Raw genomic sequence first — 19270 nt, forward strand, 5'->3', positions numbered from 1 at the left:
ATGAGCGAAAAAATAAACGAAGAAGCACTCCACGCCTTAAAAATAGCTTTTACTTACATGCCTAAAGCGATTGAAGTGACAAAGTATGAATATGGCGAGCGCTACCAAAGCGTACTTGATCACATTGAAGCGGTACGTGAAACACTGCTTATTAACGATGTTGACCCAGAGGAAGTAGGCGGCGATATCAACCCGCAATATACCCCAAATTCAACGTATTAAAAGTATACCGCTGAGTATTATATGCTCGGCGGCATGTTGCGCTATATACAAGGGCCTGTTTATCTTTCGAGGTTAAATTTACAGCAGACTGTTTGGTATTTAGGCAAGGCAGAGCCTATTTAGTGTGGTTGTTCCCCATAAATAGGCGATAACGCAGCATAAATGCCAAACATGCGTTGCCCTTTGGGTTCTGCCTAGGGACAATTTTTAATCCTGAAAGGTCAACAGGCCCTACTACTATTAATAAACCACTAACTTAGTTCATAAAAACATAAGGTTATAAAATTTAATACGTATCAATTTTAGTTATTAGTAATTAAAACTGCTAAACTGGATTTTAAACTAATACCAATGCCCTAATTGGCCTATGTATTATATAAATTGAACAAAAGCTTACGGGGTGTTTTCTTTTGAATTTTTTACGATGTTTTCACGATATAGTTTCTAATCAATCTCTTGATTTTGAAAGTAAAATTAATAAGCTCTTAGTGTTTGGGTTAGAAGTATTTGACCTTGAGCTAGGTATTATTAGTAAAGTAGATGAAAACAGCTACACCGTTTTATATGCCAAAACCCCTGACAACTCACTTTTACCCGGTACCGTGTTTGAATTACAAGGCACCTATTGCGTACATACGCTCGCTGCAGGCTCTGCACTTGCCTTTCATAAAGCATCTCAAAGCGCAATTGCAAACCACCCCTGTTATATAAACTTTCAGTTAGAGTCTTATATTGGCGCGCCAATAAAAATTGGTGAAAAAATATTTGGTACCGTTAACTTTTCATCCATAAACAGCTCTCCAGCTTTTAATGATGCAGCCTATGATTATATTGAGTTATTTGCACAATGGCTTGGATCGGAATTTGCTCGCACTCAAGCTAAAGAACAACTAATAAAAAATAGTAATACTTTATTAAAGTTAGAGAATGTAGCAAATATAGGTACGTGGGAGGTTGATCTAGTCTCCGATAAAATTACCTGGAGCGAGCAAACATACCTCATACATGAGGTGGATGAACAATTTCAACCGCAAATGAATTCTGCAGTCGAGTTTTATAAAGAAGGTCCAAGTCGTGAAGGCATTACTCGCGCGGTAGAATTAGCCATAGAAAAAGGCAAAAAATGGAATTTAGAACTAGAAATAGTAACCGCTAAAAATAAACATTTATGGGTGGCTACCTTTGGTGAGGCCGAATTTGATGAAGGCCGATGTGTCCGATTATTTGGCACCTGCCAAGATGTAACCGAGTCAGTAATGCTCCGAGAAGAGCTTAAACAAAAGCAAGCTCAAGCAGAGCGCCTACTTGAAGACAGAAGCATGCTATTTGCCAAAATCAGCCACGAATTAAGAACCCCACTGAATGGCATTACAGGTATGCTAACCACATTAGTTGATGAACACAGTGAAGAAGTTCGCGCTGAAAAAATTAAAATAGGACTTAGAAGCGCCGATATTTTACTTAGTATTATTAACGAAGTGCTCGATTTTTCTAAAATTAATCATGGTGAGCTAAAGCTTGAGCCTACTGACTTTTTACTAAAAACAATTTTTACCGATTTAACTTCTTTGTATACACCTCTATTTAAAAACACGCATGTAACGCTACAAGTAAATAATACAATTGATGACAACTGCTGGGCGTTTAGCGACAACACACGCCTTAGCCAGATTGCTTCTAACTTACTGAGTAATGCACTTAAATTTACTGAAAATGGTTCAGTTACACTAAACACCAGCCTTTCTAAAGTAAAAGCTAAGTTAAGTTTAAATATTGAAGTGTCTGATACAGGCCGAGGAATGAGTAAAAACTTTTTAGAATCACTGTTTTCTCCTTTTTCTCAAGAAGTAGATGCTAAGAATTCAAAAGGTGGAACAGGCCTTGGCCTTGCAATAGTAAAAGAGCTTGTTGAATATATGGGCGGAAAAATAAAGGTAAAAAGTACACCGAATAAAGGCACTACGTTTTTAGTAAATATTCCTATTGAGAAAGGGACAGAACAAAAACAAGAAAGCCTTAAATCAACGTTAGATATCAACGGCAGTGAACTATCAGTGCTTGTAGTCGATGATAACGACATTAATAGGTTGGTACTTCATGCTTCTTTAGGCAAACTTAATATAAAAGCCGACTCTGCAGTAGATGGCCAAGATGCTGTATTAAAATGTCGCCAAAAGCATTATGACCTTATTTTTATGGACTGCATAATGCCCATACTCGATGGATTTGAGGCAACAAAGCAGCTTAGATCAGAAAACATCTGCTCGCATGAAGGAACCTACATAGTGGCTATAACTGCTAATACTTCATCACAAGACAAACTTGCATGTAAACAAGCTGGTATGGATATGTTTATATCAAAACCGTTTAAACTCCCCATACTTGAAAGAGCAGTTATTAATGCGCTTGAGCATACCGTAAAAATCAGCTAATTTTTACTGCACTGCCACTGGTGAAAAATCAGAACATAAAATGAAAAACATAATTAGAACTATATTACTAACAGTACTTATTGTTGCAGTATTTAAAGGCGTTTCCACTGGGCAATGGAGCTCATCAATAACAATAGTTATCGTATCAGGCGTATTACTGTTAGTTACATTTATCAGTGCTAAGTCATCACGTGGATCATCAGCTTATACTGGCAGTGACTCATCAGTTTCCTCTAGCAGTAACTCATTGCACTCTCACACAAATTGTAGCGGCGGTGATTCTGGTGGTGGGTGCGATTAAATCGTGTGCTAATTCTTAAGCATTAAAAAAGCCGCCTTTGGAGAAGGGCGGCTTGGGTTAACAAACAGCTATGGGTGTAGCCTTGCTGTTATATCAAGAGAGTTTTTACTAAATTTTTTATTAAATAATGTTAAGCAGCACTTTGATCAGCTTCTTCAGAGTGACGAATTAAATAATCAAATGCACCTAAACTTGCTGTTGCACCGCTGCCCATTGCAATAATAATTTGTTTAAACGGAGTATTGGTTGCATCCCCCGCGCCGTAAATTCCTGGTAGTGAAGTTGCGCCTTTAGCATCAATCAATATTTCACCAAATTTACTTAATTCAAGGTCGCTGTCTTTTAACCACTCGGTATTTGGTATTAAGCCTATTTGTACAAATATACCGGCAAGTTCAAGCTCTTTGCTCTCTCCCGACACTCTATCTGTGTACATTAAGCCAGTTACTTTTTTACCATCGCCAAGTACTTCGGTAGTTTGTGCACTTTTGATAATGGTAATATTAGCCATGCTTTTAGCTTTACGAATAAGCACTTCATCAGCACGTAGTGTGTCTGCAAATTCAAGTACCGTAACGCTTTGCACAATATTAGCTAAATCGATTGCCGCTTCTATACCCGAATTGCCACCGCCAATTACGGCAACAGGTTTACCTTTAAATAAAGGGCCATCACAATGTGGGCAATATGCCACACCATGGCCGCGATATTCTTGCTCCCCTGGTACGTTCATTTCGCGCCAGCGTGCACCAGTGGCAAGTACGAGCGACTTAGCTTTGAGTACTGCGCCATTTTCTAGTGTAATTTCGTAGCCATTGTTATAACCAAGTGCCGCTGCACGCTGATTATGCATTACATCTACATCGTATTCTTTAACGTGTTCTTCAAGCTGGGCAACCAATTTTGGCCCTTCAGTCGCCTTAATCGAAATAAAGTTTTCTATTGCTAATGTATCTGCAACTTGTCCACCAAATCTGTCGGCAACAATACCTGTATTTAACCCTTTTCGTGCTGAGTAAATCGCAGCCGATGCGCCCGCAGGCCCACCACCAATTACAAGTACATCAAATTTATCTTTTTTACTTAGCGATTCAGCTTGGCGCTGTGCCCCTTTGCTATCTACTTTATTGAGTATGTCGGTAAGGCTTAGTGCACCTTGGCTAAATGGTTCGCCATTTAAATATACAGCCGGTACAGCTAAAATATTTCGCTCTTCTACCTCACTTTGAAATAATGCGCCATCAATCATGGTCGCTTTAATATTGCTGTTTGTCGCTGCCATAGTATTAAGTGCTTGGACTACTTGCGGGCACGTTTGGCAACTTAAACTTATATATACTTCAAAGTTAAGTTCTTGAGTAAGCGATTGTATTTGCTTAATGTCTTCGCTTTTAGCTTTACTTGCGTGTCCGCCAGTATGTAAAAGTGCTAGCACTAAACTTGTGAATTCGTGGCCCATAGGTACGCCTGCAAACGTAATATGAGTGTTTTTAATAGGTGAATGTACAACCATTGACGGGCGACGCGCGCTTGTATCAGGATTGTTCATTACCGTAAATTTATCGCTCAGTGAGGCTAAATCGTTCGCTAAGCTTTCTACTTCTGCTGATTTTTTGCTGTCATCCAAGGCAATAAGCAGCTCAACAGGTTGAGTAAGCGATTCAAAATGGCTTTTTAATTGATTTTTTATGTTGTTATCTAACATGGCTTAACCCTTTTAGGAAAATTTAAACAGCAAGCCTCCCATGCCAAATAATGCATGTGCTTAAACAAGTATATTGATATAGGAGGCACCAACAAACGGATGTTCGTTGATTTAAGGGCAGTTACCTGCCCTTATAGTAGGAATAAATCTATACTTAGATTTTACCAACTAGGTCTAGTGAAGGTGCAAGTGTGTCTTCACCTGGCTGCCAAGATGCAGGACAAACTTCACCGTCGTGAGTTGCAATGTATTGTGCAGCTTGTACTTTACGAACAAGTTCTTTAGCGCTACGGCCAATACCTAAATCGTGAGTTTCGATAATTTTAATTTCGCCTTCTGGGTTCATTACAAATGTACCGCGAAGTGCTAAGCCTTCTTCTTCAATCATTACGCCAAAGCTACGAGTAATACGTCCTGTTGGGTCGCCAATCATTGGGTAAGTAATTTTACCAATTGTGTCTGACGTATCGTGCCATGCTTTATGAGTGAAGTGAGTGTCAGTAGATACTGAGTAAACTTCTACGCCCATCTCTTGAAGTTGTGCGTAATGATCTGCAACATCGCCAAGTTCAGTAGGACATACAAACGTAAAATCAGCTGGGTAAAAGAAGAAGATTGACCATTTACCTAGAACATCTTTTTCAGACAATTCTACAAAGTCACCGTTGTGGTAAGCGGTTGCATTGAATGGTTGTAATTTTGTATTGATTAATGAAGTGCTCATGGTATTTCCTCATCTATATTTAATGTATTTAAAAAGTAATCAACGCTTTCGTTTAAAACGACCTTCTGCGTTGGCTTGATTGATACAATAAGGCTAATGAGAAATTAAATAAAATTGATTGTTTAGATTAAAACAATCGGTTTTTTGAATTGAACTATGTAATCTCTTTTACCGTAAGCATTATTTGGATTGTAAACGCTGGCGAATTATTAAGATCGCTAATCGCAATACTGCTACAATAGCCGCGCTTCAAATAAGTCATTAAACATAAGGCACGCTGTAATGGAAAAATTTGTTAACCACATACAACTAGGTTATTTAGGCTTAATCCCGTTTTTAGGGTGTGTAGGTTGGCCACTTATGTTTGGCAGTAATAGCCTTAACTTAGAGTTTTTTACTTTTTACAGTATCGCCATTTTAGCATTTATGGCAGGTAACTTGTGGCGCGCCGGAGAACAAAGCTATAGCAATGCAATTAAAGCGGTATTACCTGTTATCCCAGTTCCATTTTTATCATTTTTACCTGTAGAGTGGGCACTGGCTTGGCTAGGTGCTAGTTTTTGGTTAGTACTTATATTTGAAAAAGCCACGCCGCAATGGAAAACCTATCATAAAGATTATCAAAAAATGCGTGTAGTACTTACCTCTGTTGTGTTTGTGTGTCATATCCTTACTATTGGTATGAGTATTTACCCTAAGTAACCTGAGCTCTGGATAATAAATCTATCTCAAGCAGCTATTTTCAGCGCTAACTGCGTTGAATTTACTTGCAATAGGCCCGCTATTGACGCGTAAATTCGCCTTGTTCTCACAGAAAATCTCTGGCTAGAGAAAATAAACTTAAATATCACCATAATTCAATGCGTTAGCAAATCTATTAACCAGAGTTCAGGTTAAATAGTGGCTGTAAACTTAAATATTGCGTGGTAATAAGGTAATATCCGCGCACTGCTATTTGAGGACACACCATGATTGACCAACTACGCCAACAACTCGACGAACTTGGCGAAAACTACGTAGAAAAAAACGCTGCATTTAAAATCAAAGTGATCCCATTTTTTTGTGCTATTCGCATTAAAAAAGATCATAAAAGCGAAGGTCGTTTAAGTTTTTATTCAAGTCAATTACTCGAAATTTTCTTAGTCGTCTTATTTTTGCTATTCGGTTTAACACTCTACGATACAGATGCAGGATTTACTCACGGCCCTATTCATATTGCCTTTGCCATTTTAATTACCTTTAATCTTATTATTAAACAAATCGCAATTGAAGGGTTAAAAACCAGACTTGCGTTTCATCGTTTACTAGCAAAAGACTCACAAACAAATAGCGATATAAATAATACTGCTACAAACATAAACGCTAAATAAAATATGTATTTAAATCCTCAATGGCGAATACTCACCGTAGGCGATGGCGATTTATCGTTTTCGAACGCTATTTACACTCATCTATCGCCAAAAGCTTTGGTTGCATCCACTTACGATGACCAAACTACTATTGAGAAAAAGTATCAGCACAATGCACTTGGTAACCTAAAAGCGCATAACGTTGAGGTACTTAATAGTTTTGATGTAACAAATCCCGCGTGTTGGCAAACTCTAAGTGAAAACCAGCACAGCTTTGACGTGGTTATTTTTCAATTTCCGCTTATACCTGCCTTTGTTGGCCGTGAAGCATTTGAAAACAACACGCGCCAAACCAGTATGAACGTATTAAACCGCGCTTTGCTGCATCAATTTATTAAATACGCTAACGAATACGCGCTTGATAAAAATGGCCCAATGCTGTGTTATATCACTTCAAAGGATGTAAAACCTTATCGAGAATGGAACATAGAAGGGAGTTTAAATAACGGTTTAAACGCTGATTATTTAGGCCAAATCCCATTTGATATTAGCCATTTTGAAGGTTATAAAATTCGTAATGTTGACCGCGATAAACACGTAAAAGACACCAGCGGGATAACTTACGTTTTCAGCCCAAAAAGTATTGACACACATACTAGCGAATTAAGCTCACGTCTTACCAAACCTGCATACTTAACATCTAACCATTGCCCCCTTTGCCGCGTTGGACCCTATATGGCAAGCGAGGACGAAACCAAGCATCTAAACGCTAAAAAGCATCAGCAAATGCTACATCTTGAAAGCGATTGGCAACAATGGCTAAATGAATTTTATAGCTAATTAATAGCCCTACTAAAGTTGATTCAATTAAACATTTGCCTGTTTAATTAAATCAGCTGCTTTTTCAGCAATCGCAATTACAGGTGCATTTGTGTTGCCGGTAATAATGGTAGGCATAATCGACGCATCGACTACGCGTAAGTTACTTACCCCGTGTACTCGCAAATTAGTATCCACCACTGCCATTGGATCTTGCCCCATTTTACATGTACCAACTGGGTGATACTCGGTATCTGCCGTTTGGCGTATAAACTCAATTAACTGATCATCATTATTTATATCAAGCGGGTAGATCATTTTACCGCGTATGTTATCAAAAGCTTTAGTTTGCATAATAGCGAGTGTTTTTTTAAGGCCAGCAATCATTACAGCTAAGTCGTCTGGGTGGCTTAAATAATTAGGGTCTATAAGCGGTGCACTACGCGGGTTGTTATCAGCTAATGTAATAGTACCTCGGCTTTTGGGGCGCATAATACTGCTGTGTATACTGTAACCATGCCCAGTGTGTAACTTACGACTATGATCGTCCACCAGCCCAATTACAAACTCTAGTTGCACATCGGGCGCTGGCGAGCCTTCAAATAATTTAATAAACGCGTGCGACTCTGCAAAGTTACTGGTTAATCGCCCTTCTCGTTTACTAAACCAGTTAACACAGCCTTTTATAATGCTGACAATGCCTAGCGGGCTTATACCAAATGTGCCTTTATTTGTTTTTGATTTATAAAGTGGCACTACCGTTAAATGATCTTGTAAATTAGCGCCAACACCTTCAAGTACGTGCTGAACCCTAATGTTATGTGCACTTAACTGCTCTTTTGGGCCAATACCTGAAAGCATTAATATTTGCGGCGAATTAATAGCGCCAGCACTAAGTATTACCTCTTTTTTAGCACGTAAATTAATAACCTCTTTATTACGCTCTATTTGCACGCCTTGCGCTATCTTATTGGTTATATTTATTTTATTAACGTGGCTATGGGTTAATACCGTTAAATTTGGGCGGTTTAAATGCGGTGTTAAATATGCTTTTGCTGCACTACAACGCTCGCCATTGTGCTGAGTTACCTGCGATAGACGTGCGCCGCTTTGCTCTTTGCCATTTATATCGTCGCTTAAATTAACGCCCTGCTCAGCACAGGCATTTAAAAAGTATTGGTTTATATTGCTTGGGTTATTTAGCTCTTGTACATGTAGCGGGCCTTTTGTCCCGTGCAGCTCATTATTTATAAACGCTTTATTGTTCTCAGCTTTAATAAAGTACGGGAGTAAACTATCAAAATCCCAGCCTTCATTACCAAGCTGTGCCCAATTATCGTAATCGTACTTATTACCTCTTATATAAACCATTGCATTGGTAGAGCTCGAGCCGCCCAGCACTTTGCCACGCGGCACAAAACCACAGCGGTTATTAAGCACTTTTTGTGGCACCGTATTGTAATGCCAACTATTAATACCGTAAGGCACACTCGCTGCTATGCCTGCTGGCATTTGTACAAATGCACTTTTATCGCTGCCCCCAGCTTCAATTAAGCACACACTTACATTTTTATCCTCAGACAATCGCGATGCCATAACGCAGCCGCCACTACCTGCGCCAATCACAATGTAATCAAATGTTGTATTGTTCATGGTGTACCTTAATAAAAGTTTTAAACGGCCTTAACAGTAATAGTGCATAGAAAAACTCAACAAAACTTGATATTTTTAGACATCATTTATTTGAGGTTAACCATGAGCAGCCTAATCAGAGCCACGTCATTACAAGGTATAGACACCCTAATTAGCGAATTTGGCGGCGATCCGCATGAAATAATGCAAAACTGTAATATTAATAACGTTGACTTTAAAAATCTCGATAACCAATATTTACCTTATCGAGATTACGCTGAGCTATTAGAATACTGTGCTTGTAAGTTCAATTGCTCTAGTTTTGGCCTTAAGCTCGCAAGTAGACAAAATTTTGATATTTTAGGGCATATTGCAATAGCAGCTAAAAGTAGTACTAATTTAGGTGATGCACTTAATTGGGTTATTAAATACCTTCACTTGCACAGCCCTGCACTTAGCTTAAACTCGCACCCTTTAGAGAATGATAAAAGCTTGTTTTTATCATTCGAAATTAATTTAAAACCATTACCGAACATCAACCAAGTGATTGAGCTAACTATTGGTTTAGCATTGGCTGTTATTAAAAAGCTGAGTAATAACCGCTGCAAACCAATTAATATATTTTTGCCAAAAAAATTAAGTACTAATACTCGTGCCTATAACACTTACTTTGGTTGTAACGTTATAGAGCATCGCAACAGCGCTGGTATTGTAATCTCAAAAAGTGATTTAACTCTTGAGCTTGATCACCCTGAACTAAATAAAGTACAAGCAGCGCTAAGCTTCTTGGCAAAAAACAAAGAACACACACAACCATTGCCCAACCAAGTTAGTGCACTAATTAGGCCTATGCTTCCTATTTATCAATGTAGTAACCAAACTATTTCAGCTGCGCTGGGTATGCACCCGCGTACTCTGCATCGAGAACTTATCAAACATAATACGAGCTTTGTAAAACTTAAAGATGCCACTCGTCGCGCTTTAGCTGCACACTATTTAGCGCAAAACCAATTTACAATATCAACCATATCTGAGCTTTTAGGGTATCAGGAGCAAGCAACGCTAAGTGTTAATGTTAAACGCTGGTTTGGTTGCTCTCCTAGGGCGTGTCGAACTTTGTGGATTGAAATTTGTTCAATCTAGGGGCGATTTAATCGCGGCGCGAGGTTTGTAACCTAGTGGGCTAAGTAAAAATCGAGCAACAAAGAGTCAATCGTCCCTAGAAAGAACCCATAGGGCAGCGCATGTTTGGCCTTTATGCTGCGTTATCGCCTATTTATGGGGAATAACCACACTACATAGGCTCTGCCTTGCCTAAAAACCAAACATACTGCTGTAAATTCAACCACCAAAGATCAACACGCCCTAAAGCATATAGGACTAAAAAAATGTTAAACTAAACACTCTTATTATTATTTTTATTTAAGCTAAGGAGTGAGCATGAACTTTGTTATTGTTGGCACCAATTTTATTAGCGACACACTGTTAGCCGCTGCAAATACATTAAACGATTTTAATTTATATGGGGTGTGCTCGCGCGCAGTATCAAGCGGCGAAGCATTTTTAGCCAAACACCCACAAAATGCACAAGCAAAAATTTTCACCTCAATCGAGCAAGTATGCCAAGATCAAAATGTTGATGCTGTCTACATAGCCGCCCCTAACAGCTTACATAAGCAATATGCCGTTATGTGCCTAGAAGCAGGTAAACATGTCCTTGGCGAAAAACCATCAGCTGCTAATTCTAAAGAGCTTGCAAGCATTATAGCTACAGCAAAAAAGCATCAGCGCCTTTACATGGAAGCCATGATGACCACTCACTTGCCTAACTTTGCACGGCTGCAACAGGCAATGGTAAAAATTGGCATACCACGTAAATATATTGGGCAGTACAGTCAATATTCATCGCGTTACGATAAGTATAAAAATGGCGAACGCCCAAATACATTTTTACCCGAGTTTGCTAACGGTGCTTTGGTTGATTTAGGGATTTACCCACTGTATTTATTGATTGCATTGTGGGGCGCACCAAGCAGTGTACACGCAAGCGGCGTATTACTTGATACAGGTGTTGATGGTGCGGGGGATGTATTACTAAACTACGCTGATAAACAAGCCGTTATTAGCTACTCTAAAATATCGCAAGGCGACAACATAACCGAAATACAAGGCGAGCTTGGACGCATACGTATAGAAGCCGTATCGCAACTCAAAAAGGTGGAGTTTATTGCTAATAATGGTGAGGTAGAGGTTATATCCCAGCCGTTTGATGAGCACTTTATGAAATACGAAGTTGAACATTTTATGGCATTAGTGAAGCAAAATGTTCTTGAGTCACCCGTTAATACACATATTTTAGCCAGTAACGTAATGAGCGTACTTGATGAAGCGCGCAAACAGCTTGGGGTTGTGTACCCTAACGACTAATTAAATAAAATTTGGGCGTTAACCAACGACAGTTAACGCCCAGAAGAAAGCTTAAATAGCTCTCGTACAACGACATATCTTATAAAACACATTTAAAAATAGCGATCCCCATCCATGGGCAATCAAATACTTCTACAGCAAACTTAACACTAACAACCCAAATTCGGTTTATTACCAATATTTATTATTCAATAACCTTAAAACTAACCTAACACATAAAAACATTACCAATCAAGCTAGCCAATTGCATTATTTTAAACTAAATTGGTAATACAAGAATACAACCATTGGTGTATAGTGGTTTTTAACCATAACATCGCGTTAGAATTTTGACATAATAGTGAATTTTGAGGTAACCTCTGGTATTAACAGTTGGTTTTGACTTTTAGGCCCCAGAGGCCATTATTCCTTAAGGTAATGAAGGTAAAGTATGGGTAATCGTCGCTTATTTTGGCGCATAGTTGATAAAATTGAGTCTTTAATAAATCAAGGCGAATTTTCTGCTGGGAGTCGTTTACCACCTGAACGTGAACTTGCAGAAATGTTTGATGTAAGTCGCCCTACCATTAGAGAAGCTATTATCGCATTAGAAGTACGTGGCCGAGTTGAAGTTAAAACCGGCTCTGGTGTTTACGTAGTAGAACAAAAAAATGCATCTATAAAATCAAAAGAGATCAGTGCATTTGAACTTACTCAAGCTCGCGCATTAATTGAAGGCGAAATTGCCGCTTTAGCTGCTCAAAGCATTACAGAAGAAGAACTAGAGCAACTAAATAAAACATTAATTGCCATGGAAAAAGGCCTTTATGTTGAGCAAGCCGACCGTGAGTTCCACGAAATTATAGCTAGAGCAACACGCAATAAAGCACTTGAATTTGCAGTGTCTAACTTGTGGGATTTACGTTTAACAAACCCACAAATTGTTGCTGACTATGGCAGTGTGTGTAAAAACAATAACGAGTGCGTTATGGACGAACACACCGCTATTTATACAGCTCTAAAGTCGCATGATGCAAATGCAGCGCGCAGTGCAATGCACAAACATTTTAACCGCTTAATTAATGCTTTATTTGATGCCGTAGAATCGCGTGCACTTGAAGAAATTAAACGCAAAAATGATGAAAAACGAGGCCTTTACTCGCTTGATGGTTTAGTTAATAAAAGTGCCCACTAAGGCCTTTTAACCAACTGATTAAAGTTAGCAAACGCCTGTTTGCTAACTTTACCTCTTACTTTATTTACGCGCCCTATTTAATATACTTTTAATTGCGCTATTTTTGGTCGCAAACACTTACCTATAAATTTAAAAAAAGATACTATGCCGCCATTAATATCGGGCGGGTTTAGCTTTTATACTCCCTGCATTACATAACTAATTGATAGAGTTACTCAACTCAAGGATAAAAATGCAAGCATCTTCAAAAAGTTATTTACTGGCTATCGTGTGTGTTCTGCTTGCAATGATGACCATTCAAACGGGCGCGTCATTTGCAAAACAGCTTTTTCCTATTGTTGGTCCTGAAGGTACAACTGCCCTTAGGCTTGGGTTTTCTGCCTTTATACTTTGCTTAGTGTTTAAACCTTGGAAACACTTACCTACTTCTGGTAATCGTATTCCTATAATTGTGTATGGTTTAAGTTTAGGCGGCATGAACATTTTGTTTTATTATGCCATTGAACGCATTCCACTAGGCATAGGTGTAGCGCTTGAATTTACAGGTCCGCTTGCTGTTGCCTTATTTTCATCACGCCGCAAACGTGACTTATTTTGGGTTGCCTGTGCTATTGCCGGTATTTTGCTTCTGCTTCCTGATATGAGCGGCCAAGACAGCCTTGATCCATTGGGTGTAGCGCTTGCGCTTGGTGCTGGTGCATGTTGGGCAGGTTATATATTATTTGGTAAAAAAACGGGCACACAAAGCTCTGGTGGAGCAACTGTCGCATTGGGTATGACCGTTGCCGCTATAGTGCTAGTACCTTACGGCGGCATTCTGCAAAGCGCCGCGTTTACGTGGGAAATTATCCCACTGGGTATTGGTATTGCTATTTTATCAAGCGCACTGCCTTACACACTTGAAATGGTTGCACTGCGAAACATGCCTTCACAAGGGTTTAGCGTAATGATGAGTTTAGAGCCTGCAATAGCTTCGCTCGCAGGGTTTATTATACTGGGTGAATTGCTTACTTTATGGCAGTGGCTCGCTATTTTACTTGTAATTATTGCATCTGTTGGTAGCTCGTTTTCAAACGCAAAAAAACAGACTACTTAGTTAACTACCAAATAATCTAAATAAAGTCACCACGCAACATGGTGACTTTATTATGTTGTATCCGGTAATTTTTTAACTCACAGCCTTACCTTGCTTTTTAGTTGTAACCAAATAACCAATCAACGAAATAAGCGGCATGCCGGTAGCGACCAGAGCAATACCTGTCCAGCCGCCCGCTTCATATAATGGGCTGGCAATAAGCGAGCCTACTGCGCCACCTACAAATATACTCGTCATATAAATAGCGTTTAAACGTGCTCGGCTTTGTGGCTCTAGTGCGTACACTGCGCGTTGCCCAAGTACCATATTGGCCTGCACAGCAAAATCAATAAACACACCGGTTAATGCCAATACTATAATGCCGTAAGGTAGCTCAAATAAGCTTGGTAAAAAGCACACTGCTGCAATTACTTTGGCCAGTAACGATAACTGATGCGTATAGCCTTTATCTGCCAAGCGACCAACAATGGGGGCAGCTACAGCACCTGCCGCACCCACTAATGCAAACAATGCTATTTCTGATTGCGATAAACCATACTCACGGGCAAGCACAACCGGTACGCTCGTCCAAAATAAACTGAACGATGCAAACATTAATGCTTGAAAAAGTGAACGTTGGCGCAGCACTGGTTGGCTAATCATTAACTGTTTAAGCGATTTTAATAACTTAAAATACGTTGTTTTATGGGTAGGTTGCCTGCTTGGAATAGCAAAATAAATTACGCCTGCAATAAACACCATACACCCTGCTGCAAAGTAAAATACAGCACGCCAACCAAAGTGATCGGCTATTAAGCTCGATATAGGTCTTGCCAGCAAAATACCTAGCAAGAGACCCGCCATAATATTACCAAGAACCTGCCCGCGCTTCTCGTCAGACGATAAATGCGCAGCAAGCGGAATAAGCACCTGAACAGAAACCGAGCTCATGCCTATCATTAAACATAAAATAAGCATTACATTAGGTGAATCAGCAAGTGCCGTACCCACTAAACTCAAAAACGACACAGCTAAAGTAATAAGCATTAAACGCTTATTTTCAATTAAGTCAGCTAATGGCACTAAAAAAAACAACCCCAAAGCGTAGCCTATTTGTGTAAGCGATACGATAAGGCTAGCACTGTGCGCACTTAATCCAACTTCTGGGGCAAGCAACTCAATAATAGGTTGAGCGTAGTAAATATTGGCAACAATAAGACCGCAACACAAAGCAATAATAGTAACGAGTGTATTGCTAAGTGGTTGCGCTGAAACGCCTGGTTGGGTCATGTGTGTCTCTACTTTATAAAAATAATAAAACCCAACCAGCAAACGCGGGTTGGGTTTTTACAAAAAACTTCGTTTTATTTTATTGGTGATGGCTGCCCATGTGGGCTTGAGCGTAAATACTGTTTAGGTGCAGTTACTGTAGCGCCAAGCTCTGCAGCTGCATGCCACGGCCAATGCGGGTTATATAAAATGCCACGCGCCAGCGCTACACCATCGGCTTGCTGCTCACTAATAATATCTTCGGCTTGTTGCGCCTGTGTAATTAAACCCACCGCTATAACAGGCATTTTAACCGCTTCTTTTATGGCTGTCGCAAACGGTACCTGAAAATTAGGTTTTACTGGTATTTTTTGCTCAGGACTTAAACCCGCAGTACTTACATGAATAAAGTCACAGCCGAGTTCATCAAGCGCTTTACTAAGCACTATCGATTGATCTAAATCCCAGCCGCCTTCAACCCAATCAGTTGCCGAAATACGCACACCTACCGCTTTTTCACTAGGAAATACCGCTCTTACCGCTTTAAACACATCAAGCAATAAACGCATTCTGTTTTCTAGGCTACCACCGTAGTTGTCATCGCGCTTGTTTGAAAGTGGCGACAAAAACTGGTGTAACAGGTAACCGTGCGCACCATGTAGCTCGATTAAATCAAGGCCGAGTTCATCAGCGCGTTTAGCTGCACTTACAAAGTCTTTAATTAATGAGTCTATGTCGTCTTGGCTCATTGCTTTTGGCACTGGGCTGCTATCGTCGTACGCAACTGCCGAAGGTGCCACGGTTTGCCAGCCATTTACGTCATCAGGTGCAATAGCGCCAATATCTTCCCACGGCTTACCTGTAGAGGCTTTACGCCCAGCATGCGCTAACTGAATACCAATAGGCATAGAGCTGTATTGCCTTACTGCTTTCAGGCTTTTGTCCAGTGCTTGCTGGGTTTCATTATTCCAAAGCCCTAAATCGCCGTAGCTAATACGCCCTTCTGGGTTTACTGCTGTTGCTTCTAAAATTAGCAATCCTGCACCACTCAAACTCAATTGGCCCAAATGAATAGTGTGCCAATCGCTAGCAGCGCCATTGTTTGCTGAGTACTGGCACATTGGTGCAATAATAATACGGTTATCTAACGTTACTTGCCCAAGTGATAAAGGCGAAAATAGTTGGCTCATTGTTAATCCTTAAAAACACGCACAAAAAAGTGCGGACAAAACAAAAAAGAGTATACGAAGCGGCAATCAAACACGCTCACTCAATAACTTACACAGTTACTTATAAATACGACTACCACTCTTAATGGGGATAAAAACACACTTTAATAGTGCTGATAAAAGCATAACTAATGACATTATAAACTATCAATTTTAATGTAATAATTTGTTTAACGAACACGTCATAAAGCCATCTTTAAAAAATGAATGACTATTTACCTTTAAACAAGGGTGTGATTTTTAACCTAACTGTACCTAATAGCACTAAGCTATTGCTTATATTGCCTATTAACTAAATAAAAACCCCACATACAAACCATATTTATTCTACAAAAGTGAATTAAAATTCAATTTAAATATTCCAAGCTACTTCACTCCCTGATAAACTGCTTAACTTAATTTACTAATGTAAAACATTTGAACTGGGGATCACTTTTTATGTTTAAACCAAGCTTGTTAACCTTGGCTATTTCGAGCGCTGTTTCTAGCGTATTTTTATTGCCTAATGCCGCACTTGCTCAAGAAGAAGTTGCAGCTAAAAACAAATCACTCGAAGTAATCGAAGTTACAGCAACAAGGCGCAGCGGCTCTGTGCAAAATGCACCGCTAAATATTACCGCCCTTGACGCTGATATAATGAAAGATCAAAATATTAGCGAACTTGCCGACGTAGCACGCTGGGTCCCTGGTTTAACAATTACCGATCAAGGTGGCCGCTCTGGCTCGCCTATTATTGTTCGTGGTTTAAATACAAATTCATCTGGTCCATCGTCAGATGGCGGAACAGTATCTACTTATATTAACGAAATTCCGGTTTCGGTAGATATGCGCCTAGTAGATATTGAGCGTGTTGAAGTATTAATTGGGCCACAAGGCACGCTTTATGGTGCAGGTACATTAGGTGGTGCAATTCGTTACATGCTTAAACAGCCTGAGCTTGATTTTACATCGCTTGAAGTTTACGGCGACCTATTTCAAACAAAAGAAAGTGACTCTTTAGGTGGCGAAGGCGGCTTTATATTTAACCTTCCTATTATTGAAGATAAATTAGCAGTACGCGCCAGCTTAAATGTATATGAAGATCCAGGTTTTATCGATTACGGCTACGTAGTACGCGAGCCTGGTGTATCGTTGCCAGATCCTGATTGGAGCGACAGCTCAGCAGTTAACAACAACCTTAAAAATGTGAAAGACGCCAACGGCGAAACCACCACTACTGGTCGTATTTCTGTACGCTTTAAACCAAATGAATCATTTGAAGGTACGCTTAACTACTTTTATCAAAACCAAGACAGCGAAGGCCGCTCGATTGTTCATTACAACAGCCTTAATGCAAACAACGGCTTAAGCGATGTAATAGGTAAATACGAATCGGCTTATCGCTTTGAAGAGCCTCGCGAAAAAGAAGATCAATTACTAAGCCTTGAACTAAAAGCCGACCTAGGTTTTGCAGAGCTCGTATCGGCAACCGGTATTTCAAGCTTTGATGCCGACGGCCAACGCGATCAAACCGATTTACTTATTCGTCTTGATTACGGTTATGAAGAGTTTCCTTCGTTTTCAACGTTTACCCGTGAAATTGACGAAGAAGATACCTTCACTCAAGAAATTCGCTTAGTGTCGCAAGGCGACAGCGACTTTAACTGGATTGTGGGTGGCTTTTACAACAAAACAGAAACCGAAGCATCAAGCAGAGAGTTTACGCCTGGGTTTGACCAATTCGCTATCGATAACTTTGGTGGCGAGCAGCTAAGACCTGACTCATTAGAATACTTAGAGCTTACAAAAAGTACCGTCACTGAGTCTGCACTATTTGGTGAAGTTGGCTACCAAGTTACCGACAAATTAGATGTGACCATTGGTGCCCGTTTTTACAAATACGATATAGAGTCGCAAGCGGCTTTTGACTTCCCGCTAGCAAATACATTGTATGGTGGAGTAGATCCTGATGTAACCACCGTTGCATACGAAAAAGACGAAGCAGGCGATAACGGTAACTTATTTAAATTTAATGCTAAATACCAGTTCACTGACTCAGTAATGGGTTATGTAACAGTAAGTGAAGGCTTTAGAATTGGCGGCTCAAATGGGTTAGTGTCTTGCCCTGATCCAATTGTTGAGGATCAACAAACAGGTTGTGGTAAACCTGACGAATTATTATATGAAGCCGACACCACAACAAACTACGAGCTAGGCTTTAAAAGTACATGGTTTAGAAGCCAACTACACTTTAACGCCGCGTTATTTAACGTAGATTGGGATGATGCACAAATTACGGGCGCTACAGATATAGGTCAATTAACGTACCTTTCAAACGCAGGTAGCGCTAATGCAAAAGGGGTAGAAATTTCAACCCGCGCTATTTTATCTGACTCGTTTTCGGTTTACGCTACGTACGCTTACACAAAAGCAGAACTAACATCAGACGCACCATTTTTGTTTAATGCCGATGGTACCGGTGGCGCAGAAGACGGCGACCGTTTACCTGGTTCACCTGAAAACCAATTTTCGATGGGTGTAAACTATCAAACAGACGTGTTTAACGACAAAACGCTTGATATTAACTACGGTTTAACCGCGCAAAGCGATGTACTTTCAAGAGTAGGGCTTCGTGATAACGGTGAAACACTACCAGGTTACAGCTTAAGTAATATATCAGCTAAATTAACGGCTGATGCATGGTCAACTACGCTATATGTTGATAACCTATTCAACAAATACGCGGTTACATCCGTTCGTCGCTCAGATGCAGATATAACATCAGCTAATGGCGCCGACATACAACGTAACTACGGCCATTACATTAATCGCCCGCTTACGGTAGGTGTTAAATTTAACTACAAATTTGAAATATAATTTATAGTAATTTTTAAACAATGTTTTAAGGCTCAAATTTATTTGAGCCTTTTTAT

General features: G+C 39.8%; 16 protein-coding genes. 11 read left to right on the forward strand and 5 right to left on the reverse strand.

Annotated elements, in window-relative coordinates:
* The 3 genes from GQR38_RS09380 to GQR38_RS09390 all read left to right on the forward strand — a co-directional run bounded on the left by GQR38_RS09380 (window position 1) and on the right by GQR38_RS09390 (window position 2955).
* Complete coding sequence (locus GQR38_RS09380; RefSeq protein WP_007581825.1) at window positions 1-222, forward strand: hypothetical protein; 222 nt, start codon at window positions 1-3, stop codon at window positions 220-222.
* 410 nt (window positions 223-632) lie between these two features.
* Window positions 633-2654, forward strand: a complete 2022-nt coding sequence (locus tag GQR38_RS09385; protein ID WP_165721657.1) for an ATP-binding protein — start codon at window positions 633-635, stop codon at window positions 2652-2654.
* A 40-nt stretch (window positions 2655-2694) separates the two neighbouring features.
* A complete protein-coding gene (locus GQR38_RS09390) occupies window positions 2695-2955 on the forward strand; it encodes a hypothetical protein (RefSeq protein ID WP_165721658.1) in 261 nt (86 codons plus the stop codon).
* Between the two features lie 130 nt (window positions 2956-3085).
* Here the strand turns inward: GQR38_RS09390 and ahpF are convergent, their stop codons facing one another.
* Together ahpF and ahpC are read right to left on the reverse strand one after the other, a co-directional pair.
* Window positions 3086-4660, reverse strand: coding sequence for an alkyl hydroperoxide reductase subunit F (gene ahpF / locus GQR38_RS09395; RefSeq protein WP_165721659.1), 1575 nt, complete (start codon window positions 4658-4660; stop codon window positions 3086-3088).
* Window positions 4661-4814: 154 nt separating this feature from the next.
* On the reverse strand, window positions 4815-5384 hold the full coding sequence (gene ahpC, locus GQR38_RS09400) for an alkyl hydroperoxide reductase subunit C (RefSeq protein WP_008134426.1): 570 nt from the start codon (window positions 5382-5384) through the stop codon (window positions 4815-4817).
* A gap of 282 nt (window positions 5385-5666) precedes the next feature.
* Between ahpC and GQR38_RS09405 the strand changes: the two genes are divergently transcribed.
* The 3 genes from GQR38_RS09405 to GQR38_RS09415 all read left to right on the forward strand — a co-directional run bounded on the left by GQR38_RS09405 (window position 5667) and on the right by GQR38_RS09415 (window position 7573).
* The gene (locus GQR38_RS09405) at window positions 5667-6086 is read left to right on the forward strand and encodes a DUF3429 domain-containing protein (RefSeq protein WP_165721660.1); all 420 of its coding nucleotides are present in this window, start codon (window positions 5667-5669) and stop codon (window positions 6084-6086) included.
* A 266-nt stretch (window positions 6087-6352) separates the two neighbouring features.
* On the forward strand, window positions 6353-6754 hold the full coding sequence (locus tag GQR38_RS09410) for a hypothetical protein (protein ID WP_002960599.1): 402 nt from the start codon (window positions 6353-6355) through the stop codon (window positions 6752-6754).
* Between the two features lie 3 nt (window positions 6755-6757).
* Window positions 6758-7573 (forward strand): class I SAM-dependent methyltransferase, encoded by an 816-nt coding sequence (locus tag GQR38_RS09415; RefSeq protein ID WP_165721661.1) that lies wholly within the window; start codon window positions 6758-6760, stop codon window positions 7571-7573.
* A 27-nt stretch (window positions 7574-7600) separates the two neighbouring features.
* Here the strand turns inward: GQR38_RS09415 and GQR38_RS09420 are convergent, their stop codons facing one another.
* Window positions 7601-9205, reverse strand: coding sequence for a GMC family oxidoreductase N-terminal domain-containing protein (locus GQR38_RS09420; protein WP_165721662.1), 1605 nt, complete (start codon window positions 9203-9205; stop codon window positions 7601-7603).
* Window positions 9206-9307: 102 nt separating this feature from the next.
* Here GQR38_RS09420 and GQR38_RS09425 point away from each other — a divergent pair, with 102 nt between their 5' ends.
* The 4 genes from GQR38_RS09425 to GQR38_RS09440 all read left to right on the forward strand — a co-directional run bounded on the left by GQR38_RS09425 (window position 9308) and on the right by GQR38_RS09440 (window position 13881).
* On the forward strand, window positions 9308-10327 hold the full coding sequence (locus tag GQR38_RS09425) for an AraC family transcriptional regulator (RefSeq protein ID WP_165721663.1): 1020 nt from the start codon (window positions 9308-9310) through the stop codon (window positions 10325-10327).
* A 297-nt stretch (window positions 10328-10624) separates the two neighbouring features.
* On the forward strand, window positions 10625-11611 hold the full coding sequence (locus GQR38_RS09430; protein ID WP_165721664.1) for a Gfo/Idh/MocA family oxidoreductase: 987 nt from the start codon (window positions 10625-10627) through the stop codon (window positions 11609-11611).
* A gap of 430 nt (window positions 11612-12041) precedes the next feature.
* Entirely contained in the window at window positions 12042-12785 is a 744-nt protein-coding gene (locus GQR38_RS09435; protein WP_002960591.1) for a FadR/GntR family transcriptional regulator, read from the forward strand.
* A gap of 232 nt (window positions 12786-13017) precedes the next feature.
* A complete protein-coding gene (locus GQR38_RS09440; RefSeq protein ID WP_007375633.1) occupies window positions 13018-13881 on the forward strand; it encodes a DMT family transporter in 864 nt (287 codons plus the stop codon).
* Window positions 13882-13953: 72 nt separating this feature from the next.
* Here GQR38_RS09440 and GQR38_RS09445 read toward each other — a convergent pair whose 3' ends face one another.
* Window positions 13954-15150: an MFS transporter gene (locus GQR38_RS09445; protein WP_165721665.1), complete on the reverse strand. Its 1197-nt coding sequence runs from the start codon at window positions 15148-15150 to the stop codon at window positions 13954-13956.
* Between the two features lie 74 nt (window positions 15151-15224).
* A complete protein-coding gene (locus tag GQR38_RS09450) occupies window positions 15225-16319 on the reverse strand; it encodes an NADH:flavin oxidoreductase/NADH oxidase (RefSeq protein WP_165721666.1) in 1095 nt (364 codons plus the stop codon).
* A gap of 477 nt (window positions 16320-16796) precedes the next feature.
* On the opposite strand from GQR38_RS09450, the gene GQR38_RS09455 reads away from it, so the two are divergent.
* A complete protein-coding gene (locus tag GQR38_RS09455; protein WP_165721667.1) occupies window positions 16797-19214 on the forward strand; it encodes a TonB-dependent receptor in 2418 nt (805 codons plus the stop codon).
* Window positions 19215-19270 lie beyond the last annotated feature (56 nt).

Source organism: Pseudoalteromonas sp. c7(2019) (assembly GCF_011378625.1).
Classification (GTDB): Bacteria; Pseudomonadota; Gammaproteobacteria; order Enterobacterales; family Alteromonadaceae; genus Pseudoalteromonas; species Pseudoalteromonas arctica.